Origin of the sequence: Paenibacillus sp. B01 (assembly GCF_009649995.1) — a bacterium.
In the GTDB taxonomy this organism is placed as follows: Bacteria; Bacillota; Bacilli; order Paenibacillales; family Paenibacillaceae; genus Paenibacillus_O; species Paenibacillus_O pasadenensis.
Genome location: NZ_CP045802.1, coordinates 1,049,226 through 1,068,009, shown reverse-complemented (window position 1 = coordinate 1,068,009; position 18,784 = coordinate 1,049,226). Strand labels below are relative to the sequence as shown.

Here is an 18,784-nt window from a genome sequence, read left to right as displayed (position 1 = left end):
AAACGCGGTTGGCGCGTCAGTCTCCTTCCCAACAAAAAGAACGTCCCCGCCAGGCTGGCGGGGACGTTCTTTGGCATTCGCGCGCATGAGCGCCCGAGGTTAATAGCGGTACGATCCGTAGCCGCTGCGGCGGCGCCGTCCGCCGATCAGGCCGGCGATCCGGTGGACGAGCCATGCGGCGGCGGCGACGAGCATCATGTCGGAGGCCGCGTTGTAGAGGAACAGATGCTTCTCCAGGTCGGCCAGCCCGTCTCCGACGACGGGGATGACGAACGAGAAGACGCCGACGAACGCGACGAGCAGCATCAGCTCCGCCGTCATGCGGCCCGCCGTGCTGCGGGCGCGCAGCCATTCGACGACGCAGACGGCTGCGTAGAGCAGGTAGAAGAGCGCCACGAACCACAGCGAGCGCGGCATGAACTCCGCCTTGAGCCGGCTCCAGCCGCTGTAGCGGTCGCTGAGCGCGAGCGCCGGCTTGCCCTCGCTCTTTTCGTAGTTGCCGAGATAGCTGATCTTCAGCTGCACGCCCCGCTCGGCCGCCCGGTCGAGCAGGCCGATCAGCCGCTGCGGATGCGTCGCGTAGAACAGCATCACCTTGCCGTGCGACATGCGGTCGTAAAAGTCCTCCTTCATCTCCGGCGCCTCCTGCTTGATCGGGGCGTCCGTCTGGAAGAAGTTCGTGCCCGCGTTGACCGCCAGCTTCTCCGGCAGGCCGAGATCGCGCAGGTCGCCCTTGACGTCCGGCGATTCGTTGAGGATGCCGAAAAAGACGGTCTGGTACAGGTTGATATGCTTGAGCCCGTCCGGCGCGAACGCGTAGAGCAGCGCGGACAGCAGGAACAACGTCGAGCAGCCCCACAGCACGCAGCGCCGCCACGCCCGGTCCCAGCGCAGCGGGAGCAGCCGCAGGCCGTACAGCGCCAGCACGATGCCGATCGGCGTATTCTGCAGCTTGGCCGTCGCGAGCATGAACGCGCAGACGAAGAAGAGCAGCGCCGCCCCGGTCGTCGGCTTGTCCTGCTGAGCCAGCCTCAGGCCAGTCGCGGCCGTGAGCAGCAGGAAAAGCAGCGACACCGGCTCCGCGAAGAATGAGTTGAAATACGCGACATACCGGACGTCGAGGAATACGAACAGCAGCCCCGCCGCCAGCATGAGCGCCGCGGACAGGCTATGCCGCCTGCCGGAGCGGACGATTAGGAAGACGGCGGAGACGAGCAGCGCCGAGTAGACCGCGCCGAGAAAGCGCACGTTGAACAGCGTCTGGTCGTACAGCCAGCCGAGCGAGCGGGCGATGTAGACCGGAATCAGCTGGGAGGTGATGTAGGCGCCGCGAAGCCCTTCGTAGTCGAACACCGAGTTGGCCCAGCCGAAAAACCGGTCCTCGTAGCTGACGGCCGCCGGATTGTAGTCGAGCCCCGCCGTCATGAGCACGCGCAGGAAGTCGCCGTTGTCGGCCATGCCGACGAACGGCGAGGCGAACAGCAGTCCGATCAGGATGCCGATCGCGGCCGCGGCCGCGGCATATTCGAGCTTGATGCGTTCGTTCAAGCCTGGCACCCCCTAGTACAAGGCAGGAGCAGGAGCGGCGGATGCTCCTTCCTGCTCTGCCTCGACTTGCTCGCGGACCGCGCCCTCGCCCCTCTGCCGCACGGCCGGAGGCAGCTCCCGCTCGACGATGTACAGCGGGCGACGCTTCACCTCGCGGTAGATCTTGCCGATGTACTCGCCGATCAGGCCGATCGAGAGCAGCTGCACCCCGCCGATGAACCAGAGCGAGACGATGAGCGACGACCAGCCGCTGACTGCCCGGCCCATCAGGTTGGAGACGATGCCGTAGATGGCCATGACGATGCTGACGGCGAACACGGCGAAGCCCGCCGCCGTCACCATCCGGATCGGCTTCACCGACAGCGAGGTGATGCCCTCCAGCGCGAAGCTGATCATCTTTTTGAGCGGATACTTGGACTCTCCCGCCGCCCGCTCGAGCCGCTCATAATAGACGATGCCGGTCTGGTAGCCGAGCATCGGCACCATGCCGCGCAGGAAGATGTTTACCTCGGAGAAGCGGGACAGCTCGTCCAGCGCGCGGCGGCTCATGAGCCGGTAGTCGGCGTGGTTGTTCACGATGCGCAGGCCGAGGCCTTCCATCACCTTGTAAAAGCCTTCGGCTGTCGTGCGCTTGAACCAGGTGTCGCGCTGCCGGCTGCTGCGCACGCCGTAGACGATGTCGCAGCCTTCGCGGTAGCGCAGCACCATGTCGCGGATGACGCGGACGTCGTCCTGCAGGTCGGCGTCGATGCTGACGAGGCAGTCGGCATGGCGCCGCGCCGTCATGAGGCCGCCCAGCAAGGCGCTCTGATGGCCGACGTTGCCGGCCAGATTGAGGCCGGAGACGCGGCGGTAGCGCTCCTTGAGATCGGCGATGAGCGGCCAGGTGCGGTCCCGGCTGCCGTCGTTGACGAACAGGATGAAGCTCTCCGGAGACACGAGCCCTTCCTTTTCCAGGCCGGCCAGCACCGCGTCCAGCTCGACGACGGTCAGCTCCAGCACTTCCTCCTCGTTGTAGCACGGCACGACGATGCCGAGTATCGGCTGCTGCTTGAACATAGCTTTCACTCCTACTCTGAGCCCGAGGCAAAATGATGCCTAATTATACCTCATCCTTCGGCAGAAATCCTTAATCATGCATGAACGGACGAAAACTTCCCCCATCGCATGCCGGAATCGTCCCCCTCGGCGCTTCTGCCGGGCGGCGCCGGCCCTTCCCTGCTCAGCCTTGCCCGAAGCGCGTCGCTTCAATCAAAAAAAGCGTCCAGGCCGCCTGCGAGGGCGGGCCTGGAACGCCTGTCTGTCTGTCAGCCGAGCACGAGCCGGTCGTCGGCCAGCTTTTGGCCGCTGATCTGCTCGAACTCGCCGAGCAGCCGCTGGACGGTGAGGCCGTCCTTGCGGCTGGCCGGGATGTCGAGGATGATGCGGCCCTTGTCCATCATGATGAGGCGGTTGCCGAGGCGGATCGCCTGCTCCATGTTGTGCGTGACCATGAGCGTCGTCAGGTTCATCTCGCGCACGAGCGTCTCCGTCAGCCGCGTGATCAGCTCGGCGCGGGCCGGGTCGAGCGCCGCCGTATGCTCGTCGAGCAGCAGGATGTCCGGCTCGGTGAACGTCGCCATCAGCAGGCTGAGCGCCTGGCGCTCGCCGCCCGACAGCAGGCCGACCTTGGCGGTGAGCCGATTTTCCAGGCCGATGCCGAGCTTGGACAGCTGCGCGCGGAATACGGCGCGGCGGCGGCTCGTCACCGCCCAGCTGAGGCCGCGCTTGCGGCCCCGGTTGTACGCCATCGCGAGATTTTCCTCGATCGTCATGTTCGGCGCGGTGCCGGCCATCGGATCCTGGAACACGCGGCCGATCCAGCGGCTGCGCTGCGCTTCGGAGCGGACGGTGATGTCCGTGCCGCCGATCGACACCGAGCCGAGATCGGGCTTCATGACGCCGGAGATCAGGTTCATGAGCGTCGACTTGCCGGCGCCGTTGCTGCCGATGACAGTGACGAAGTCGCCCTTGTCCAGATGCAGGTTGACGTCCATCAGAGCGACCTTCTCGTCGACGGTGCCGGGATTGAACAGCTTGGAAGCGGATCGGATCGTCAGCATGTCATTTCCCTCCCTTGGCCGAGGCGGAGGCGATCTCCGCCGTGCGGCGCCGCGCCTGGCGCCGCTGCTTGAGCGCGCGGTTGGCCGTCGGCACGACGAGCGCCACGATGACGATGGCCGCCGTGATGATCTTGAGATCGGAGCTCTTGAGATGGAGCCAGTCCGCGTTCAGCGCGGCCGCGATGACGACGCGGTAGACGACCGCGCCGACGACGACGGCGAGCGTCGTGCCGAGCACGCCGCGGGCGCCGAAGATCGCCTCGCCGATGATGACCGACGCCAGGCCGATGACGATCATGCCGATGCCCATGCTGATGTCGGCGAAGCCGGCATCCTGGGCGATCAGCGCCCCGGAGAGCGCGACGAGCCCGTTGGAGAGGCTGACGCCGATGATCGTCGTCCGGTCGGTGTTGCCGCCGAAGCTGCGGATCATGCGCTTGTTGTCGCCGGTCGCGCGCAGCGACAGGCCCAGGTCGGTCTTGAGGAAGGCGAACAGCAGCAGCCAGACGATGCCCGCGACGACGGCGAGCATCGCCAGATACAGCCACGAGATGCCGCCGATCGTCCAGGCATCGGACTTGATGAAGCCGCCGAACAGGCTGTCCTGGACCTTGACCGGCAGGTTCGGCTTGCCCATGATGCGCAGGTTGATGCTGTACAGGGCGATCATCATGAGGATGCCGGCCAGCAGGCCGTTGATCTTGCCCTTCGTATGGAGCAGGCCCGTGCAGGCGCCTGCCGCCATGCCCCCCGCCATGCCGGCGAGCGTCGCCAGCAGGGGCGATTGCCCGTGGCTGATCATCAGCACCGAGATGGCGGCTCCGGTCGTGAAGCTGCCGTCCACGGTCAGATCGGGAAAATCAAGGATGCGGTACGTGATGTAGACCCCGAGCGCCATCAAGGCATAGATGAGTCCGAGCTCAAGCGCTCCGTTGAAGGAGACGAGGGACATGATCGACACGGCAGAAACACCTCTTATTGGATAATATTCGCTTCCGGATCCTTCACCTGGCTCTTCATGGCGTCGGTCACCGTGATGCCTTGGGCTTCAGCGGCTTTGAGATTGAGGATCAGATCAAGCTTCTCTTGCATCTTGACCGGCATGTCGCCGGGATTTTTGCCGTCCTTGAGCACCTCGGCGGCCATTTGGCCGACCTGGTAGCCGTGGTCGTAGTATTTGAAGCCGACCGTGGCGAAGGCGCCCTTTTCGACCGTGTCGCGGTCGCTGGAGAAGAACGGGATCTTGTTGGCATTGGCGACCTCGATGATGGAGTCCACGCCGCTGACGACCATGTTGTCGAGGGCGATGAACAGCGCGTCGGCCTTGCCTATGAGCGATTCGGCGGCCTGCTTCACCTCGGAGGTGTTCGTGACGGACGCCTTGACCAGCTTGATGTCATGCTTGGCGAGCGCCTGCTCGGCGTTGTCGGCCATGATGACCGCGTTGGACTCGCCCTCGTTGATGACCATGCCGACGCTCTTCACGTTCGGGAAGTCGGAGGCGATGAAGTCCATCAGCTGCACGACTGCCGCCGGATTCGTATCGGAGGCGCCGGTGACGTTGCCGCCCGGCTTGTCCAGGCTCGTCACGATTTCGGAAGCGACCGGATCCGTCACCGCTGCGAAGAGGACCGGCATGTCGGTTACTTTGTCCACAAGCGCCTTGGCCGACGGCGTCGCGATGCCGAGCGCCAGATCCGCCTTGCTGCCAGAGATCTTCTGCGCGATCGACAGGTTGTTGCTCTGGTCGCCCTGAGCCGAGTCGAAGTCGACCTTGAGGTTGTCGCCCTCGACGATGCCCGCGTCCTTGAGCGCGTCAAGGAAGCCTTGGCGCGTCGCGTCGAGCGACGGGTGCTCGACGATCTGCGAGATCGCGATCGTATAGGACTTGCCGTCGGCGTTTGCCGCCGCCGTCGGAGCCGGGCTCGCCGCGCCGCCCTCGTTGCTCGATTTGGCGCCGCAGCCGGAGGCGACGAGCGCGAGCGACACGAGTGCCGCCGCCAACATTCTCTTGTTCATTTCAGATCCCCTTTTCGTGTATGAAATGGAAAAGACAAGCATTTTTTCACCAATAACTTTACCAAATGTAAAACTCAGTACCACCAGTTTAAGTCCCTTTGTTCCATTCGTCAATTAAAGCATGACTGCCCAAGCGGGTCGAAGCGTCGGTTCGGAGCAGGAGCAACGCCCTGTCCGGATGATCCGCCGGCGCGCGGCAAAAAAGCGGGAAGGCCGGCCCGGCCTTCCCGCTTCGCGGCCAATCATTCGGAGCGCACGTCCGGCGCTCCCTCTGCCGCCTCGCTCGTTTTCCTCCAAATAATAATGGCGGATCGGCCGCAGGCTGTCATCCAGCTCGTAGACGAGCGGCGTGCCGGTCGGAATGTTGAGCGTCGCGATGCCGTCGCCCGGGATGTCGTCCAGGTAGCGGACGAGCGCGCGGATCGTATTGCCGTGCGCGACGAGCAGCACCCGCCGGTTCTCGTGCAGCGACGGCTCCACCTTTTCCCGCCAGTAGGCGAGCACCCGCTCTTCCGTGTCGTCGAGGTTCTCCGTCACCGGCACCCGGTCCGCGATCGCCTTGTACTTCGGATCCGTCCCCTCGTACCTCGGATCGGACTTGTCCAGCGCGGGAGGACGCACGCTCACCGAGCGCCGCCACAGATGCACCTGCTCCTCCCCGTACTTGCGGGCCGTCTCCTCCTTGTTGAGCCCCTGCAGGGCGCCGTAATGGCGCTCGTTGAGCATCCACGTCTTGTCGGTCGGAATCCACAGCAGCCCCATCTCGTCCTGCATGATCCAGAGCGTGCGGATCGCCCGCTTCAGCACCGACGTGCAGGCGATGTCGAAGACGAACTTGTTCTGGCGGAGGATCGCTCCCGCTCTCCTCGCCTCCTCCTTGCCCCGCTCGGTCAGATCGACGTCGGTCCAGCCGGTGAACCGGTTCTGCTCGTTGTACTCGCTTTGCCCATGGCGGACAAGCACGATTTTGATCACTTACAGGCCGCCTCCTTCCTTCTGTTTCCGCTCTCTCTTTCAGTTTACCCGTCCCGGGCGGAATGAGACCAATCCCCGTCTACCCGGGGGATTTCCTTCATACGGTAGAAGCAGCGTCTCCACGCGAAAGGAGCCTGAAGCCATGAAGGAAACCTGGACGCTGCACGAGCCCGATTTTGAGTTTGAAAGGCTTTCGCCCCTGTTCCGCAGCGAGTCCGCCTGGCGCGGCCATCTCGCCTTCGGCTACGACCTCGTCGCCAACCTGCGCCCGGCCGCCGTCGTCGAGCTCGGCACCCATTACGGCGCTTCCTTTTTCAGCTTTTGCCAGGCGGCCAAGGATCTCGGGCTCGCAGATACGGCGCTGCATGCCGTCGATACATGGGAGGGCGATGCCCATGCCGGCCGCTACGGCCACGGCGTCTATGAGCTCGCCAGCCGCGCCGCCGCCCTCTATCCGGGCGCCCGGCTCGTCCGCGCTTCGTTCGACGAGGCGTGCGGCCGGTTCGCCGACGACTCCATCGACATCCTGCATATCGACGGGCTCCACACGTACGAGGCCGTCCGCCACGACTGCGAGACGTGGCTGCCCAAGCTCGCTCCCGGCGGGCTGCTGCTGCTGCATGACATCGAGGTGAGGATCGGCGACTTCGGCGTGTGGAAATGGTGGGCGGAGCTGGCCGCGGGCTGCCCGTCCGTATCGTTCGGCCACTCGGCCGGACTCGGCGTCGCCGCTCCGAAAGGAGAGCATCCCGCGATCGGGCTGCTGCGCGGCCGGCTCGCGGAGCTGCAGGCGCATTATGCCCGCGGCTGATGCCGGCATCCGGCATCAGCAAAATCGCGTTTCCTCCGGTCCGGGACCGGAGGAAACGCGATTTTGCCGCAAAAGGGCAGACGCGCGGCGCGCGGCAGGCTCCGAAACGCTCAGCCCTGCAGCCGCTCGCGGGCATGCTCCCGCATCCATTCGTTGAGCTCCCACAGGTCGGCCACCGGCTGCCGGGTGAAAGGGAGCGTCGGCAAGTAGCCGGGCGGGCCGAACTCCGCCGTGAACGTAAGCTGCGGGCTGCCGGCAGCTCTCCGGACGGCCGCGATGTCCCGCCACCAGCCCGTGAACAGCTCCAGCTCGCGGGCGTATTCCGGCGCGGCGGGATGCGGCACCTGCGGGCCTTGGGGATGGCCGATCCGCCCATGGATATGGAAGGAGCGGGCGATCGCCTGCTCGAGATGGTCCTGCTGATCCTCCAGATGCGACTCGCATACGGCCATCCAGTGGCTGAAGTCGGCCGCCAGCTTCAGCTCGGGAAACTTGCGCAGCAGCCGCGACGTCGTCCACGGCGTGAACATCGCGCGCCCGCGATGCGTCTCATGGCAGACGGTCGCCCCATGCCGCCGCTCGATCTCCAGCGCCGCGTCGAAAAAGCGGTCCTGCTCCTCCTCCGGCATGGCGTCGCGCGCGCTGTGCGACACGATCGCCGCCGGCCGGAACGCCGCCGCCCGCTCCATCTGCTGCCTGAACGAGGCGACATGATCGCCGTCCGTGAACAGCTGCACGATCAGCTGCAGTCCGTGCCGCTCCAGCAGCGCCTCCAGCAGCGCCTCCTCTCCGACCGGCGGCAGAGGCATCTCGACCCCCGCATAGCCATGGGCGGCGGCACGGGACAGCTTGTCCTCCAGCGTCCCCTCCATCCCCCACAGCGCCTTGAAAAACAGCAGCTTCATCGGCTTTCCCCTTTCTACGCCTTTGAGTCCGGCTGCGGCCGGCTTGATTATGGATACAAAATCGGGTTGAGCCGGCTCGCGGCGGCATCTCCCGGCGAGAGCTCGGGGAACCAGCGGGCCAGATCGCTCCGGCGCGCGCCGCTGTCCGGCTCGGCGATCGTCAGCCCGTCGGCGATGTAGATGACGGTCATGACCTCGCGCATGAGGCTCGTCGGGTTGCCCGGCGCGCTGTGCAGCGTCCAGCCGGCGTGGAACGTGGCGTCGCCTGCCGCCATCGCGCCGTAGTTGATCTGCGGCAGTCCTTTTTGCTCGATATAGGCCTTCAGCGTCCGATGCGACTCGTCCGATATCTCCTGCTTGGAAATGTAGCCGTTCTTGTGGGAGCCCGACACGAAGGTCATCGAGCCGACCTCCTCGGGCACCGGTACGAGCGGCATCCAGAGCGTGATCGTCTTGTCCGTATCGAGCGGCCAGTAGATCTGATCCTGATGCCAGGGCGTATGCCCGCCGCCCGGCTCCTTGAACAAGGCCTGGTCATGGTAGATGCGCACCGCAGGCACGCCCATCAGGTCGGCGGCGGCTTTGGCGAAGCGGCGGGCGAACACGAACCTTCGAGCCGCCTCGCTCAGCTCCCAGACGTTGCCGATCTGGATGAAGGCCTTGCCGTACGTATCGCGCTCCTCCAGCGGCTTGGTGTGATAGTTGTGCTCCCGCACGACCTCGCCGATCACCTCGCGGTAGGCGGCGATCTCGTCCGGCCGCGCCAGCTGCCGGATGATCGCATGCCCGTCGCGAAGATAGCCTTCCCGCTCGGCGGCAGACAGCTCCACCGTGTCGTTCAGCTCCGGAAGTTGGTTCCCTATGCTCATGGCTTTCGCGCTCCTTATCGGTAAAATCGCTTTCATAAAGGAGTTTATCGCGATTTTACTTTCCTGTATGTGCATGGCATGATGATTGGAGTTGCCTAAAATGACTGACTTGCGAAAGGAGCCGCCATGGACCTGCTTCCCGACTCCGCCGCCCTTCCGATCGTCCCCTACATCCGGGAAAGCGACTTCGCCGTCCGCCCGGCTTATTACTTTCCCTTCCGCAAGCTGCTCGACTACCTGTTCATCTACATCCGCAAGGGCGAGCTCCATGTCGTGGCCGACGGGACGAGCCATCGGTTCGAGGAAGGCCAGTTCTGCCTGCTCCAGCCGGGCACGGTCCACGATCTGAGGGCGGACGGGGCCAATGAGACGCCCTTTGCGCATATGGATATTTTCTATGAGCCCCAACGGGAAAAAAGCTTTCCTACGCGGCCGGGCCAGCTGGACCTCGCTTCTTTTGCCCACCTGATGCAGCCGAGGCTGAACGACTTCGACGGCATCGCCATCCCCGTCCTGCTGCAGCCGCAGAAGCCCCATCTCTACCGGCATCTCCTTCTCGAGATGGTGGAAAGCTGGCAGGACCGCGACCCGCTGTCCAAGCTGAAGGCGCAAGCGGCGGCCACCCGGCTCGTGCACCTCGTCTTGCAGGATCACGCGCATCCCGCCGCTTCCAAGCCGGGCCGCCCTCAGCTGGACTGGATTCCGTCCTACTTCTCCTTCCATCTGGCCGACCCGCTGGACATCGAGGAGCTGGCCCGGCGCGCCCATCTGTCGACGTCCCGCTTCCGGGCCGTCTTCCGCGAGCGCTTCGGGCTTCCGCCCCATCGCTATCTGATGGAGCTGCGGCTCGAGCATGCGCGGGAGCTGCTCGCCGGCTCGGACCATACCGCGTCCCAAATCGCGGATTATTGCGGATTTTCGAGCCTCAGCCACTTCCATCATGCTTTCCGGGCGCGGATGGGCGCCTCGCCCGGCGCTTACCGCGAGCAGAGCCGAAAAGCCGGCCCGGCGGAATGAGGAGCGCCGAGGGGCGCCAGCATGCGGCCCGGACTGAGGGGCGCCAGCATACGGCCCGGACCGAGGCCGCCCGCTCAAGACGGCGAGCGGGCGGCTCCGTACCAGGACAGCGGCTTGGGCGCCCAATCGTACTCGTAGAGCACCGCCTCGATCCGATGCTGGACCACGATGTCGGCGCTGGCGCGCGCAGCCCATTCGTCATCCTCGCCGTAGCCGATGTCCAGGTACCGATGCCGCAGCGCCAGCTCCCGGCGGTAGGCCATCAGATGGTTGGGCTTGCGGGTATACCCCTCCGCGTCGCTGCCATGATCCAGCTCGATTCCGTACCGGCATAGGCGGGAAGGCGATCCGTCCGCGTGCACCCGCACGTCGAACACGATGCAGTCCGCGTCCGGCTCGCTGCGGATCGCCGCGAGCAGCCGCTCGGCATAGCCGTCGGCGATCCGGTCGTCGTCGTCGACGAAGGCGACGAACTTCCCTTGGGCGAGCTCCAGCAGCGCGTTGCGCTTGGCTCCGGTCGTCCGCAGCCGGTTGTCCGTCAGCGCCAGCAGCTCCACCGGACGTCCGTGCGCCTGGGCCCGCAGCCGCTCCAGCAGGACGGACAGCGAGGCGCTTCGCTCTGGCAGCGAGGGAATCAGCACGGACAGCAGCGGCTGCTCCGAGCCGCCCCCGCTCATGCGCTCCGCCATCATCTCCCGATTGGCCTCGATGCTGCGCTGCCCCGGCGGCGCGTGGACCGCCGCCGCTTCGTTGCTGAGCCAGGCCAGCTCCGGCCGGCCGAGTCGGTCGTCGCAGACCGCCAGCTGCAGCCTCGGCAGCCAGCGTAGATCCGGATCCAGCCGTCTTCCGAGCTGGCGCTCGCAGGAGACGGCGAGCTCGGCGAGACGGAGCCAGACCGACGCGCTCTCGTAGTCGAGCTCCTCCATCGCCTTCGCTCCGGCGCGGTAGCAGGCCAAGGCCGGGGCCGACAGATCCAGCTCCGGCTCAGAGCTGCGCAGCGTGCGATGCCAGTAGCTCCCCCTCCTCCACGTAAGCCGCATGAAGCCCGATACGCGCATCCAGGCATCGACCCTTTTTTCGAACAGCTCTCCGCCGTAAGCCGGGTACCGCTCCGATGCCGGATGGCGCTCCCCGTAGATGCGCGCGCGAAAATCGAGCGTCCGCACGAGGTAGCACTGGTCGGAGAAGCCATAGCCGAGATGGAAGTCGCCGTCGGTCAGCAGCGCCTCCCGCGCCGCTTCGTCCATCCGCCCGTTCGGCACCGGATTCGCCGCGACGATCGACCGCTGCAGCCGCATCCGCTCCAGGCACGGCCGCAGCCAGTCGGTCGGCTCCTCCAGCATGCAGTCGCCCGCATAATGGAGCAGATATTCCGTGCGGCAGCGATAAAGGGCGACCAGCTCGGCGATCGAGTAGCGATAGCCTCCCTGGAAGTCCTCCTCCGTCAGGCCGAAAAAGAGCAGCGCCTCCTCGCTATGCTCGTCGACGAGCACGCAGTCCGTCAGCACGCCTTCGTCGACGAGCCGCCGCGCATGGCGGAGGACGAGCTCGGGCCGTTCGACATTGTTGACGTACAGGATCCGCTCGGCAAACGGAAACCGATGCTGCGCGATCGCCCGGCTCAGGCGGTCGGTCAGCAGCAGCTCGCGCCAGTCCCGCTCGTAGCACTTCGTCTCAAAGGTGACACCGGGCCGCAGCACCGGAGCCGGACCGCCGCCGGTCGGCCTCGCCAGCGGCGCGGCGTACCCGCCGGCGGCGGCGTCCCAGCGCGGACGCGCCGACGCGAGGACCAGGCGGCTGGCCGCCGCGTCCCGCAGCCGTGTCGGCTGGACCGCCTCGGCCGCGAGCCGCTCGCCCTCGGCCGCCTCCGGCTGCGCCGCCGGGACCTGCATCCCCTCGCGCCCGGCCGCCCCCGGCTGCGCCGTCGGGACCCGCAGCCGCACCGGCTCGATCGCCGCCAGCGGCTCCTCCGGCCGCCGCAGCCGGGCCAGCAGCCGGCGCGCCTCCTCCGGCGCGAGCTCCTCGCCGGCGCGCAGCCACAGCGCATGCTCGCGGCCGGCCTCCTCCAGCGCGGCCCTCGCTCCGGCCGGCTCGCCGAGCTCGGCGCGCACCGTCTTGAGGTCGCGCTCGCGGCCGAGCCGCGCCGTCCGCTCCCAGCCCTCGCGGCCGTGATGGACGAGCAGGATCTCGTCCGCCAGTCCGCGGATGGAGGCGAGCGTCGCGTCGAGCGCCGCCTCGTCCGCCTCGCCGCCGATGCCGATCGAGCAGCTGACGGCCGGCGACCGCCGATACAGCAGCTCGACCGGATCCTCTCCCCACTTGGCCCGCGCCACCTGGCGGCCCTGCTCCAGCAGCATGCTCAGGTCCTGATCCTCCAGCGCGTTCATCGTCACATGTCCGTAGTGATGCACGAACGAATCGCAGGCGACGAGCAGCCGCCAGCCGTCGCGCCGCAGCCGCAGGCACAGATCGTCGTCCTCGTAGTTGCCGAGACCGTAGCCTTCGTCGAAGCCGCCCATCTCCAGCGCCAGCCGGCGGCGCAGCAGCAGGCAGAACCCGACGAGCCGCGGCAGCTCCCAGCTGCGTCCGCGCCAGCCGGCCGCGCGCTGCGCCGCGAACGGCTCCAGGCCGTCGATGCCCGGGCCGTACGGGGCGTCGACCCGCTGCGGCCCGCTGACGTAATTCGAGACCGGACCGACCATGCCGCATAGCGGCTCCCGCTCGAGCAGCCTTTCCATCGCCTCCAGCCAGCCGGCCGTGACGACGGTGTCGTTGTTGAGGAACAGCACGTTGTCCCCCTCGGCCAGCGCCAGCCCCTGGTTGCAGCCCTTGGCGAAGCCTTCGTTGCGGCGGTTGAGCTCCGTCTTGAAGCCGCTCTGCCGGAGCAGCTCCGCCGTGCCGTCCGTCGAGCCGTTGTCGACGACGATGAGCTCGTAGTCGGACGTATGCGCCTGCACGCTCTCCAGGCAGCGGAGCGTATAGTCCAGCTGGTTGTGCGTCAGTATGACGATGCTTGTCTTCATAGCAAAAGCCGCCTCCTCTGCCTCATCTATATGAGGCTTGGAAAGGCGGCATGACGATCGATCTCCGCTCGTTCAGCAAGGCGGCCATTTGGCGGCCGAGCCGACCTTTTCGTGGGATTGGAGCTGACGGATCGTCCCTGACAACAGGCTGTCAGCTATTGCCGCAGCGTCCCAGCATCCAGTCGGCGGCGCAGGCGAGCACCTCCTGCCGGCCCGCCTCGGCATGCAGCTCATGCCGGAAGCCCGGCCATTCGCGGTAGGAGCAGCGCTCTCCCGCGCGCTGCGCGAAGCGCCGGCTCGCCCGCGGCGACGTGATGCGGTCGGCCCCGCCGTGCATGAGCAGCAGCGGCACGCTCAGCTCCGGCGCGTGGCTCAGCGCCCAGCGGCCCGCCTGGCTGACGGCGGCGAACGTGCGCAGCGTGATCCGTCCGTGCCGCAGCGGATCCTCGTCATAGCGGCGCTGCATGTCCGGGTCGGAGGTGCCCCGGCGGTTCGCGCCGACCAGGCGATAGCCGGGCTGCATGCGCTCGCGGAGGCGGCCCCACAGCAGCTTTGCCGGCGGCGGCGCCGGAGCCAGCTTCAGCCACGGTCCCGCCACGACGGCTCCGGCGAGCGGCGGGCGGCGTCGCAGCATGAAGTTGAGCGCTACATTTCCGCCCATGCTGTGGCAGAACAGGAACCGCGGCAGCCCCGGCCAGCGGCGCTGCATGTCCTCGACGATCCGTTCCACGGGCTCCAGCAGCGCGTCGTAGCCGGGGCAGTCGCCGCGCCGGCCTTCTGTCCGGCCATGCCCCCGCTGGTCGAAGGCGATCACCGCGAAGCCGCGCTCCGTGAAGAACGAAGCCACATGCGCGTAGGCGCCGCAATGCTCGCCCAGCCCGTGCACGATGCCGACCGCGGCGACCGGCTCGCCCTCCGGCATCCAGCGGCAGCCGTAGATGCTGACGCCGTCGCGGCTTTTCCAGCTCAGCTCCTCGTAGGACATCGATCCTTCCTCCTTTGACGTTTCGGTTTGCCTTTTCTTCCTATTACCCTGTATGCAGGACGCTCTGTTGCCGTGCGGCGAAAAAAGGGCTTGGCCCCGGCCGGACAGGCATGGAATAATGGCGAGAGAAGATTCGTCGCCCATAACCTGTGAAGCTAGGGCGTGTTTGCAAACCCGCTCAGGCTTTTTGCCCCCTGCTTCGTCACGCAGGCTCGACGTACCCCCGGTACGCCTTCGCCTACGTTCCTCGCAGGGATTAAAAATTCGGCAATATCGGCTTCCTTCGGAGGTTGCAAACACGCCCTAGAGAACCTGCGGCTGCGGCCGCGAGCGAAAAGGAGCCTTTCCTTCCATGAGAAACCTGCTTATTACCGGCTTCGAGCCCTTCGGGGGCAGCCGCATCAACCCGACCGAGGCGCTGATGGCATCCATCCGCGAGGAATCGTTCCCCGGCGCCGCCGTCCATACGCTGCTGCTGCCGGTCGTCTTCGGCGAGTGCGCCGAGCGGCTCAAGCGGGAAATCGACCGCCTGCAGCCGGATGCCGTCCTCTGCTGCGGCCTGGCCGCCGGACGCGCGGCCGTCACGCCGGAGCGGATCGCCGTCAACGCGATGGACGTGCCGGCCGGCGCCGCTTTTGGCGACAACGACGGCAATCGCCCGCAGGACGAGCCGATCCGGGCCGGCGGGCCGGACGGCCTGTTCGCCACGCTGCCGATCCGCCGCATCGAGCTGGCGCTGCGAGCGGCGGGCATCCCCGCCTCCATCTCGGACACCGCGGGCTTGTTCATCTGCAACAATACGATGTACGCCGCTCTCGACCATGTCCGCGACAGCGGGTCAGGCGCCCTCGCCGGCTTCATCCACTTCCCCGCCTCGACGGAGCTGGCGCTGGACAAGCCCGGCCTGCCCTCGCTGCCCCAGTCCATGCTGCATGACGCGCTGCGTATCGCGATCGCCGAGACGCTGGCGGAGCTGGACGAGCGGAGCGGAGCCTGAACAGCTTGACGCGCGAAAGGGGAGGCTCCGGAACGTTCCGGAGCCTCCCCTTTGTCCATGGCGCTGCCGCTCGCCGGCTGCCATGGCCTTGCTGCGCTACACCGCCGTATATCCGCCATCGACGAGCAGGCTCGCTCCGGTGACGAAGGAAGCGTCGTCGCTGGCGAGGAACAGCACCGCCGCCGCGACCTCCTCCGGCCGGCCGAGCCGCGCCATCGGATGCAGCGACACGAGATGCTGCGTGATCGCCTCCGTGCGGCCGCCGATGAGCGGCGTGTCGATGTAGCCCGGGCAAACGGCGTTCACGCGGATGCCCCTAGCCGCGTAATCGGCGGCCATCGACTGAGTCAGCAGCTTCACGCCGCCCTTGGCGGCCGCGTAGGCGCTGACCGAGCCTTTGCCGACATGGCTGTGGATCGAGCCGCAGTTGACGATGACGCCGCCGCCCTGCGCCAGCATCTGCTGGACGGCGTACTTGTCGCACAGGAAGACGCCCGTCAGGTTGATGTCGATCGTCCGCGCCCAAGCCTCATGGCTCAGCTGGTCGACCGGCGCGTCCTTGGCGATGCCCGCGTTGGCGAACAGGATGTCCAGCCGCCCGAACGTCCGCACCGTCTCGTCGACCATGCGCTTCACCTGCTCCTCGCTCGTCACGTCCGTCTTGACGAACAGCGCCTCGTGGCCAAGCCCCTTCAGACGCTCCGCCTCGGCCTGTCCTTGATCGGCGAAGTCCGCGATGACGACCTTGGCGCCCTCCTCCGCGAACTTCTGCACGGTCGCGGCTCCGATGCCGCTCGCGCCGCCGGTGACGACGGCGACCTTGTCCTTGAACCTCATGTCCATCTCTCCCATCCGGATCGGATCGCGGGAGCCGTGGCCCCCGTTCCACTCTCTAGATTGGTTCGGCTTTCCTTTTCCTATGCAGATTCACGGATGCCGCTCTGGAGATCGGACCGATGCGCCGGGAAAAGGAAAGGAGCTGCCTCAAGTCGAGGCAGCTCCTGGCTCGGGTCCAAGGCATAGGACTGCCTTGGATTGGCGAAGTCGGGCCCGAGCACCGAATCCAAGGCATATTTCTGCCCTGGATGGAGGGAATTAAGGCCCGATAACCGAATCCAAGGCACATTTCTGCCCTGGATGGAGGGAATTCAGGCCCGATAACCGAATCCAAGGCACATTTCTGCCTTGAATTGAGGAATTCGGGCCCCGATAACCGAATCCAAGGCACATTTCTGCCCTGGATTGAGTAATTCGGCCCCGAAAATAAAATCCAAGGCACATTTCTGCCTTGGATTTCCCGCCTCAGGCCCGCCGCGCTCAGCGGATGCCGCGGCGCTTGCGCGAGCTCGGCTTGTTGACGGCTTTGCCGCCGCCGCCGACCGCGTCCTGCTGCCATGTGCCGGGGCTGCCGATCGCGGAGTTCGTGCCGCCCGTGCTGCTTCGGCCGGCCCCGCTGGCGAACTGCGTGGCGGAGGAGCTCTGCGTCCCCTTCGCCAGCTTGACGATCTGGTCATTGATGACGATGACCAGCTCCTTGCCGCCCGGCACGCGCAGCAGCGGCCGAGAGCCGCCGACGCGGCCGCCCTTCAGCCCGATGTTGCGCGCCGTGCCGCCGGCGCCGACGCTCTCCTGCTGGCGCGTCCACGGCGAGTCGATCGCCGCGTTGCTGCCGGATGCGCTGCTGCGCCCGGCTCCGCTGGCGATCTGGGTCGTGTTCGGGGCGTTCGTGTACTGGCGGTTGATGACGCAGACGATGCGGTCGATGCCGCCGAGCGGCGCTTTCGCGACGATTCTGCGGCGGTCTTTCTCGATGATGACGATCACATGACCTGGTGTGCGGGGCAGAGGAATCAACTCCATGCTCAAAATGGCTTGCTGCTCCCATCCTATGCCTGCCCCCCGGATGCCCGTCAGGGATGTCCGCCTGCCCGGACATCCCGTCGCGCGCCCGCCCACCTTCCTGCCGCCCCTCCGCCCCGCTCGCCGCCCCACCTTCCTGCCGCCCCTCCGCCCGCTCGCCGCCCCGCCTTCCTGACGCGTCTCCGCCCGCTCGCCGCCCCGCCTTCCTGACGCGTCTCCGCCCGCTCGCCGCCCCGCCTTCCTGACGCGTCTCCGCCCGCTCGCCGCCCCGCTTCCTGCCACGCCTCCGCCCGCGCACCGGCCCCGCTTCCTGCCGAGCCTCCGCCCCCTTCGCCTCGGCCGCCGCTACTCCTTCACTCCAGCCGCCCCGGCCGCTCCGGCCGCGCGCAGCTCCTGCGCATACTCGTCGAGCCGCACGGGAGCGCCTCCGGCGAGGCGCGATTTCTCCGCCGCGAACGCCATCAGATGGCTGCGCACGGAAGCGGCCGCGGACGTCAGGCTTTCCTGCCCGCCGTAGTTCCGCACTTCCTCGATGAAGCTGCGCACGATGCCGCTGTCGCCGCCGCCGTGGCCGGACCAGGTCACCGGCGGGTGGATGATCGTCTTTTGGCCGGTCAGAAAGTCGTACACGGTGATGAGGTCGTCCTCGCCGCGGATCTCGCCGCGCGTGCCCATGATCTGGATGCGCCGCTCCTGCTCATGCGTGAAGCCGCTCATGCTGAACATCGCCGTCGCGCCGCCGTCGAACTCCATCGCCACGACCTGATGGTCGACGACGTTGTTGTCGCTGCGGTAGACGCAGCGGCCGTAGTCGGTCGTGCGCAGCCCGTGCAGGATCGTCTCCCGCTCCAGATCGTCGCAGAAATGCCCCGCCCAGCCCATATACGGCTTGCTCAGGTAGAAGCGCGTCGCCGAGTAAGGGCAGTCCGGCTCGACGGCGCAGTCGAGGCAGCGGTCCGCCGAGCCCGGCGGCGCCTGCTCCTCGCGGAAATGCATCCGCGAGCCGAACGAGCTGACGCTCGTGCAGGGCTTGTCGATCAGCCAGCTCAGCACGTCCATGTCGTGGCAGGACTTGGCGAGGATCATCGGGCTCGCCTTGTCGGAGTTGTTCCAGTTGCCCCTCACGAAGCTGTGCGCGATATGCCAGTAGCCGACGTTCTCGTTGAGCTGGATCGAGGCGACCTCGCCGATCGTCCCGTCCGTGATCAGCTTCTTGATCGCCGCCCAGAACGGCGTATACCGCAGCACATGGCAGATCGTCAGCAGCCGGCCGTGGTCGCGGGCCGCCTGCTCCATGTCGAGGCATTCCAGCGGATCGGGCGACATCGGCTTCTCCAGCAGCACGTGGTAGCCTGCCGCGAGCGCGCGCATCGTCGGCTCGTAGTGCATCCGGTCCTGCGTGCAGATGATGGCGATGTCCGCCTTCCGCGGTCCGTCCAGCAGCGGCTCCCAGCTGGCGTAGCGCTCCTCGGGAGGCACGCCGTGCTGCTCGGCGGTCCGCTCCAGCCGCACCGGGTCGAGCTCCGCGACCGCCGTCAGCTTCAGCTCATGCGGACGATCGAGCGCATAAGGAGCGTAGCCCTTGGCTCCGCGCGCCCCCGCGCCGATCAATACAGCCGTCAGTTGTGCCATGTTGTCTCTCCTTGCTTCTATAATATAGATGGCTCCGCCTG

15 protein-coding genes and 1 pseudogene are annotated in these 18,784 nt (G+C 66.7%); 3 read left to right on the top strand and 13 right to left on the bottom strand.

Annotated features, from left to right (window positions below; genetic code table 11):
- Positions 1–99: 99 nt before the first annotated feature.
- The 6 genes and pseudogenes from GE073_RS04650 to gpmA form a co-directional block, all read right to left on the bottom strand.
- Positions 100–1,548 (bottom strand): glycan biosynthesis hexose transferase WsfD, encoded by a 1,449-nt coding sequence (locus tag GE073_RS04650; RefSeq protein ID WP_153782868.1) that lies wholly within the window; start codon positions 1,546–1,548, stop codon positions 100–102.
- 12 nt (positions 1,549–1,560) lie between these two features.
- On the bottom strand, positions 1,561–2,607 hold the full coding sequence (locus GE073_RS04645) for a glycosyltransferase family 2 protein (protein WP_153782867.1): 1,047 nt from the start codon (positions 2,605–2,607) through the stop codon (positions 1,561–1,563).
- A 248-nt stretch (positions 2,608–2,855) separates the two neighbouring features.
- Entirely contained in the window at positions 2,856–3,650 is a 795-nt protein-coding gene (locus GE073_RS04640; protein WP_101808570.1) for an ABC transporter ATP-binding protein, read from the bottom strand.
- Position 3,651: 1 nt separating this feature from the next.
- Entirely contained in the window at positions 3,652–4,602 is a 951-nt protein-coding gene (locus GE073_RS04635; RefSeq protein ID WP_153784656.1) for an ABC transporter permease, read from the bottom strand.
- Between the two features lie 23 nt (positions 4,603–4,625).
- Positions 4,626–5,669, bottom strand: coding sequence for an ABC transporter substrate-binding protein (locus GE073_RS04630; RefSeq protein WP_153782866.1), 1,044 nt, complete (start codon positions 5,667–5,669; stop codon positions 4,626–4,628).
- 291 nt (positions 5,670–5,960) lie between these two features.
- A pseudogene (gene gpmA, locus GE073_RS04625) lies at positions 5,961–6,644 on the bottom strand (2,3-diphosphoglycerate-dependent phosphoglycerate mutase); the annotation flags it as partial.
- A 142-nt stretch (positions 6,645–6,786) separates the two neighbouring features.
- Between gpmA and GE073_RS04620 the strand changes: the two are divergent.
- Positions 6,787–7,455 carry a class I SAM-dependent methyltransferase gene (locus GE073_RS04620; protein WP_153782864.1) on the top strand — a complete coding sequence of 223 codons (669 nt, stop codon included), beginning with the start codon at positions 6,787–6,789 and terminating at the stop codon, positions 7,453–7,455.
- A 110-nt stretch (positions 7,456–7,565) separates the two neighbouring features.
- Here GE073_RS04620 and GE073_RS04615 read toward each other — a convergent pair whose 3' ends face one another.
- Positions 7,566–8,360, bottom strand: a complete 795-nt coding sequence (locus GE073_RS04615) for a sugar phosphate isomerase/epimerase family protein (RefSeq protein WP_153782863.1) — start codon at positions 8,358–8,360, stop codon at positions 7,566–7,568.
- A 47-nt stretch (positions 8,361–8,407) separates the two neighbouring features.
- Positions 8,408–9,229, bottom strand: a complete 822-nt coding sequence (locus GE073_RS04610) for a phytanoyl-CoA dioxygenase family protein (RefSeq protein ID WP_101808566.1) — start codon at positions 9,227–9,229, stop codon at positions 8,408–8,410.
- Positions 9,230–9,355: 126 nt separating this feature from the next.
- On the opposite strand from GE073_RS04610, the gene GE073_RS04605 reads away from it, so the two are divergent.
- Entirely contained in the window at positions 9,356–10,246 is an 891-nt protein-coding gene (locus GE073_RS04605) for an AraC family transcriptional regulator (protein ID WP_153782862.1), read from the top strand.
- A gap of 74 nt (positions 10,247–10,320) precedes the next feature.
- Here GE073_RS04605 and GE073_RS04600 read toward each other — a convergent pair whose 3' ends face one another.
- Both GE073_RS04600 and GE073_RS04595 read right to left on the bottom strand, forming a co-directional pair.
- The gene (locus tag GE073_RS04600) at positions 10,321–13,269 is read right to left on the bottom strand and encodes a glycosyltransferase family 2 protein (RefSeq protein ID WP_153782861.1); all 2,949 of its coding nucleotides are present in this window, start codon (positions 13,267–13,269) and stop codon (positions 10,321–10,323) included.
- Between the two features lie 151 nt (positions 13,270–13,420).
- Positions 13,421–14,254 carry an alpha/beta hydrolase gene (locus tag GE073_RS04595; protein WP_153782860.1) on the bottom strand — a complete coding sequence of 278 codons (834 nt, stop codon included), beginning with the start codon at positions 14,252–14,254 and terminating at the stop codon, positions 13,421–13,423.
- A 352-nt stretch (positions 14,255–14,606) separates the two neighbouring features.
- Between GE073_RS04595 and GE073_RS04590 the strand changes: the two genes are divergently transcribed.
- Complete coding sequence (locus GE073_RS04590) at positions 14,607–15,251, top strand: pyroglutamyl-peptidase I (RefSeq protein WP_153782859.1); 645 nt, start codon at positions 14,607–14,609, stop codon at positions 15,249–15,251.
- A 96-nt stretch (positions 15,252–15,347) separates the two neighbouring features.
- On the opposite strand, the gene GE073_RS04585 is transcribed toward GE073_RS04590, so the two are convergent.
- The 3 genes from GE073_RS04585 to GE073_RS04575 all read right to left on the bottom strand — a co-directional run bounded on the left by GE073_RS04585 (position 15,348) and on the right by GE073_RS04575 (position 18,743).
- Positions 15,348–16,088, bottom strand: a complete 741-nt coding sequence (locus GE073_RS04585; protein WP_153782858.1) for an SDR family NAD(P)-dependent oxidoreductase — start codon at positions 16,086–16,088, stop codon at positions 15,348–15,350.
- 480 nt (positions 16,089–16,568) lie between these two features.
- Positions 16,569–17,111 carry a hypothetical protein gene (locus GE073_RS04580; protein WP_153782857.1) on the bottom strand — a complete coding sequence of 181 codons (543 nt, stop codon included), beginning with the start codon at positions 17,109–17,111 and terminating at the stop codon, positions 16,569–16,571.
- Between the two features lie 345 nt (positions 17,112–17,456).
- The gene (locus GE073_RS04575) at positions 17,457–18,743 is read right to left on the bottom strand and encodes a Gfo/Idh/MocA family protein (protein WP_153782856.1); all 1,287 of its coding nucleotides are present in this window, start codon (positions 18,741–18,743) and stop codon (positions 17,457–17,459) included.
- Positions 18,744–18,784: the final 41 nt, after the last annotated feature.

What these genes read in the sequence shown, in the direction of transcription:
- GE073_RS04645 (WP_153782867.1), bottom strand. Translation starts at nt 2,607, where the DNA reads ATGTTCAAGCAGCAGCCGATACTCGGCATCGTCGTGCCGTGCTACAAC.
- GE073_RS04640 (WP_101808570.1), bottom strand. Translation starts at nt 3,650, where the DNA reads ATGCTGACGATCCGATCCGCTTCCAAGCTGTTCAATCCCGGCACCGTC.
- GE073_RS04635 (WP_153784656.1), bottom strand. Translation starts at nt 4,602, where the DNA reads ATGTCCCTCGTCTCCTTCAACGGAGCGCTTGAGCTCGGACTCATCTAT.
- GE073_RS04630 (WP_153782866.1), bottom strand. Translation starts at nt 5,669, where the DNA reads ATGAACAAGAGAATGTTGGCGGCGGCACTCGTGTCGCTCGCGCTCGTC.
- GE073_RS04620 (WP_153782864.1), top strand. Translation starts at nt 6,787, where the DNA reads ATGAAGGAAACCTGGACGCTGCACGAGCCCGATTTTGAGTTTGAAAGG.
- GE073_RS04615 (WP_153782863.1), bottom strand. Translation starts at nt 8,360, where the DNA reads ATGAAGCTGCTGTTTTTCAAGGCGCTGTGGGGGATGGAGGGGACGCTG.
- GE073_RS04610 (WP_101808566.1), bottom strand. Translation starts at nt 9,229, where the DNA reads ATGAGCATAGGGAACCAACTTCCGGAGCTGAACGACACGGTGGAGCTG.
- GE073_RS04605 (WP_153782862.1), top strand. Translation starts at nt 9,356, where the DNA reads ATGGACCTGCTTCCCGACTCCGCCGCCCTTCCGATCGTCCCCTACATC.
- GE073_RS04600 (WP_153782861.1), bottom strand. Translation starts at nt 13,269, where the DNA reads ATGAAGACAAGCATCGTCATACTGACGCACAACCAGCTGGACTATACG.
- GE073_RS04595 (WP_153782860.1), bottom strand. Translation starts at nt 14,254, where the DNA reads ATGTCCTACGAGGAGCTGAGCTGGAAAAGCCGCGACGGCGTCAGCATC.
- GE073_RS04590 (WP_153782859.1), top strand. Translation starts at nt 14,607, where the DNA reads ATGAGAAACCTGCTTATTACCGGCTTCGAGCCCTTCGGGGGCAGCCGC.
- GE073_RS04585 (WP_153782858.1), bottom strand. Translation starts at nt 16,088, where the DNA reads ATGAGGTTCAAGGACAAGGTCGCCGTCGTCACCGGCGGCGCGAGCGGC.
- GE073_RS04580 (WP_153782857.1), bottom strand. Translation starts at nt 17,111, where the DNA reads ATGGAGTTGATTCCTCTGCCCCGCACACCAGGTCATGTGATCGTCATC.
- GE073_RS04575 (WP_153782856.1), bottom strand. Translation starts at nt 18,743, where the DNA reads ATGGCACAACTGACGGCTGTATTGATCGGCGCGGGGGCGCGCGGAGCC.